The following is a 3,878-nucleotide window of genomic DNA, read 5'->3' as shown; positions in this document are numbered from 1 at the left end:
AGAGTAACTAATACCGATCGCGATCTCAACAGCGCGTGTTTCGTTACGGGAATAATTAGTAATGGAACCATTGGCCAAGGGCCCGTTTGGCACGATTATAATACGCTCATCCAAGGTCAGTAAGGTTGTTACAAATATACCGATATCCTTGACGGTTCCTTCATGGCCTTGTGCACTAATGTATTCACCCACCTGTATTGGGCGGAATATTAGAATCATGACACCACCCGCAAAGTTAGAAAGACTCCCTTGTAAGGCAAGGCCCACTGCCAAACTCGCAGCACCAAGCACAGCTACAAACGATGTCGTTTCAATTCCGACCATTGAGGCAACACTAATTACGAGCAATACTTTTAAAACTATTTCGACACCGCTTGAGAAGAATTTTGCCAACGTTTCATCTGGCATATTCTTATGCAGACTACTATTTACCAGCGACGAAATCCTGTTAACAATCCACCAGCCAATAATTAAAGACAGTATCGCTAATACTACCTGCCCTCCATAAAGCATGACGGGCTCTTCTACCTGCTTCCAAATATCCTGTAGTTGCTGTTCCATTATTTATCTCCTAATACCTTTTAGTTTTAATTCCATCAAAATAGACTCCTAACAAAGCCAAAAGTCACAATTTATTTTTTAATTTTATTTTGTGACTTTCTTTTATCGACTTATGTCATAATTTCTGTAATTTCATCAATTCAAATTGAGACCAACACTATGGATGACCTCGACGATCTTGACGCACTGTTCAAATCCGATGAAAAACCAAAATCTGACAACATAAAATCGGTACTCCAGAAGACACGCACCCAAACAAGTCAACACGACACGATGAGCTTTGCGCTGGTCAAAATATGGGTAACCATGGCTGAGTTGTTTGCCCCGATGTTCGCAAACTTGGCACTTAAAAATAGTGACCAACTTGCTCCCAAGAACAATCAGTCTGACCAACAGACCTAAGCGACCTATCAGGAGTTAGTAATGCTCGAAGCAATGAAAGAAACCCTAGCCGATCCGATGATACTATGGGCTAAGATCGCTGAATTCTTACCTAGCCTACTCACCGCACTAGGCCTACTGATAGGTGGATACTTTGTCGCTAAATTTCTAGCCGGAACCATAGCAAAGCTATTTTCAAAAATCGGCCTTGACCGCTTAGCCGAAACAGCGGGCATTGATGTTGCACTGAAGAAAGCAGGCATGAGCTCAGGGCCGTCAATACTGCTATCTAAGATAATTTACTGGCTTGTATTTCTCACATTTATCATCTCTGCTTCAGATGCTTTAGGCCTGGATAGAGTCTCCGCCACCATTGATCACTTCGTGCTGTATATACCAAAAGTGATTAGCGCTCTTATTCTAACCTTGATCGGTTTATTCATTGCAGGACTTGTGCGAACTGCCATTGAGGCCTCACTTGCCAGCATTAACCTAGGTTATGAACGTACAATTGGCGGAATTATTTATGCGCTAATTGTTATCATTGTAGTGTCACTGGCGATCAACCAACTAGAGATTGAAACCGATTTGCTAAACCAGGTTGTTATTATCTTTTTGCTCTCTGCTGCAGGAGCAGTTGCACTTGCACTAGGTTTAGGCACAAAACATGTTGCCGGAAATGTCGTTGCAGGCGTTTATGCTCGTGAACTATATGTTCCGGGTAACAAAATTAAGGTTGATAACGTTTCTGGTGAAGTAATTGAGATCTGCTCTACTGCGCTGATTATAGAAACTGAAGACGGCCGCAAAATCACAATCCCCAACAGTAAACTAATTGATTCTCAAGTGGAGATTCTATCGCAATAACTCTGCTTACCAATTACTAGCATGACGCTTAATAGCGTAGAAACCAAGCACAACCATGTAGCTCTTCCTGCCAATAATGACCCTGACAATGAGTGGGTCACCCAAGGACAGGAAGAGCTGCCCTATCGTACCTGTGCATACGAAAAGCTTATTCGAAAATACGAAAAGCTGGTCTTTCATATTTGCCTGAAGATGCTCGGAAATCGTGATGATGCTGATGATGTATCGCAGGAAGTCATGCTTAAAGTTTTCCACTCGCTAGTCAAATTCGAGGGTCGCTCCAGTTTTAAAACCTGGATCGCTAGAATTGCCACGAATACCTGCTTGAGTGCTGCAGACAAGCGTAAACGCACCCGAGAACTGCAAGCAATGTTAACAGATGATCCAAGCCAAGAAAGAACAAGCACCATCAACACCACAAAACGCGACCTCGATAGCGCAATGCAATTATTAGCACCTAAAGAACGAGAAATTCTAACCCTACGTTACACAGCAGAATTACGCATCGAAGAAGTGGCCGAAGTCTGTGACCTAAAACTAAGTGCTACTAAGATGCGCCTTTATCGAGCTCAGGAAGCACTGAAAGAGCACATGAAAGCATATCAACACTAAGTCCGCCACTAAGCAGCCTCCCATGCTACAATAGCGGTATTTAACCTAGACGATTCTCTAAGAGACAAGACACCTTGAGTTCACCTGATAACGAACATCCTTACGCACAACTTACACCCGACTTCGTACTCGACGCAGTCGAGTCAATCGGGCTATTTAGCGACTCTCGCATCCTTAGCCTTAACTCATATGAGAACAGGGTCTATCAGGTAGGAATTGAAGATGGCACGCCTATTATCGCTAAGTTTTATCGCCCCCAACGCTGGACGACTGAAGCCATTCTTGAAGAGCATGAATTTACCAGAAGCTTGCTAGAAAACGACATATCTGTCGTCCCACCGATGCTAATAAATGGCAGCACACTTCACGATTACCAAGATTTCCGTTTTGCATTATTTAAGCGCCAAGGCGGATATGCACCCGAGATTGAAATACCCGACACACTCTACCGAATCGGTTGTAACATCGGCCGAATACACCAGGTCAGTAACGCAGAAACCTTTAAGCACCGTCAAAACTTTTGCATCGAAAACTGGGCGATCAAGAGCAGACAGTTCTTGCTAGACAACGACTTTCTATCCAGATCGCTTCGACCGGCATACGAAACCTTAAGCCAAGACCTGATTGATAAGATGCAACATATATGGAAGAGCTGCCCATTCAACCCGATTAAACTTCACGGCGACTGCCACATTGGCAATATTCTTTGGCGTGAAGACCAAGCACACTTTGTCGATTTTGATGATTGCCTGAATGGCCCTGCAATTCAGGATCTATGGTTGATGCTTTCAGGAGACCGGCATCAACAAACCCAGCAAATGATCGAGCTGGTTGAAGGCTATGAAGAGTTCTGCGAGTTTGATACGCGCCAGCTCAAACTTATCGAGACCCTACGTACTTTGCGTATGATGCATTATGCTGCCTGGTTATCACGTCGCTGGACCGACCCTGCATTTCCAATGCACTTTCCTTGGTTCAATACCGAGCGCTATTGGTCATCACATATACTTGAGCTGAGAGAGCAGCTATCAATTTTGGATGAACCACCACTGAAGCTCCAAGCTTACTAAGACTTGTCTTCAGTCACGCATCGCATAAACTAGGCCGCTAAGATTATTACTGGAACAAACAATGAACGAACAAGCACCAAACGATCAAGAAATAGAAGAGCAAGACAAGGTAAAAAAGTCGACACTTGTCATCGCCATTTTCATAACAGTTTTCGTAACCTTTTTCACTTTGGAACAAAATGGGCTCATTCAGCATAACAAACAAAAAGATGACTACCCTGTCGCTGAATATAAAGCTATTTTTATAGAAAAACTTGATCAAGGCGAATACCGACTTTCTCACAAACCTTCAAACCAAACAGCCGTTTGTCATCAAGGCTATTTATTTATCCAGTCAGATAAAAATGATGGCATGCAGGGTTCGTTAGTCGATTATAAAAATCGCGG

6 protein-coding genes are annotated in these 3,878 nt (G+C 43.3%); 5 read left to right on the top strand and 1 reads right to left on the bottom strand.

From position 1 onward, the window contains the following. Positions 1 to 561: mechanosensitive ion channel family protein (locus A3761_RS16175; RefSeq protein WP_068750502.1), on the bottom strand; the 561-nt coding region annotated here is incomplete at its 3' end. Between the two features lie 159 nt (positions 562 to 720). On the opposite strand from A3761_RS16175, the gene A3761_RS16170 reads away from it, so the two are divergent. The 5 genes from A3761_RS16170 to A3761_RS16150 form a co-directional block, all read left to right on the top strand. Beyond that, positions 721 to 963 carry a hypothetical protein gene (locus A3761_RS16170; RefSeq protein ID WP_068513420.1) on the top strand — a complete coding sequence of 81 codons (243 nt, stop codon included), beginning with the start codon at positions 721 to 723 and terminating at the stop codon, positions 961 to 963. 21 nt (positions 964 to 984) lie between these two features. Then, positions 985 to 1,809 carry a mechanosensitive ion channel domain-containing protein gene (locus A3761_RS16165; protein WP_068553205.1) on the top strand — a complete coding sequence of 275 codons (825 nt, stop codon included), beginning with the start codon at positions 985 to 987 and terminating at the stop codon, positions 1,807 to 1,809. A 21-nt stretch (positions 1,810 to 1,830) separates the two neighbouring features. Further along, the gene (locus tag A3761_RS16160; RefSeq protein ID WP_082865139.1) at positions 1,831 to 2,421 is read left to right on the top strand and encodes a sigma-70 family RNA polymerase sigma factor; all 591 of its coding nucleotides are present in this window, start codon (positions 1,831 to 1,833) and stop codon (positions 2,419 to 2,421) included. Positions 2,422 to 2,495: 74 nt separating this feature from the next. Next, positions 2,496 to 3,491 carry a serine/threonine protein kinase gene (locus A3761_RS16155; protein ID WP_068513426.1) on the top strand — a complete coding sequence of 332 codons (996 nt, stop codon included), beginning with the start codon at positions 2,496 to 2,498 and terminating at the stop codon, positions 3,489 to 3,491. Positions 3,492 to 3,552: 61 nt separating this feature from the next. After that, on the top strand, positions 3,553 to 3,878 hold a 326-nt coding region (locus A3761_RS16150; protein WP_068750500.1), incomplete at its 3' end, for a hypothetical protein.

This window comes from Oleiphilus sp. HI0123 (genome assembly GCF_001635315.1).
Note: the sequence above shows the minus strand (reverse complement) of the source record. Positions and strands in the feature narration are given on the sequence as shown.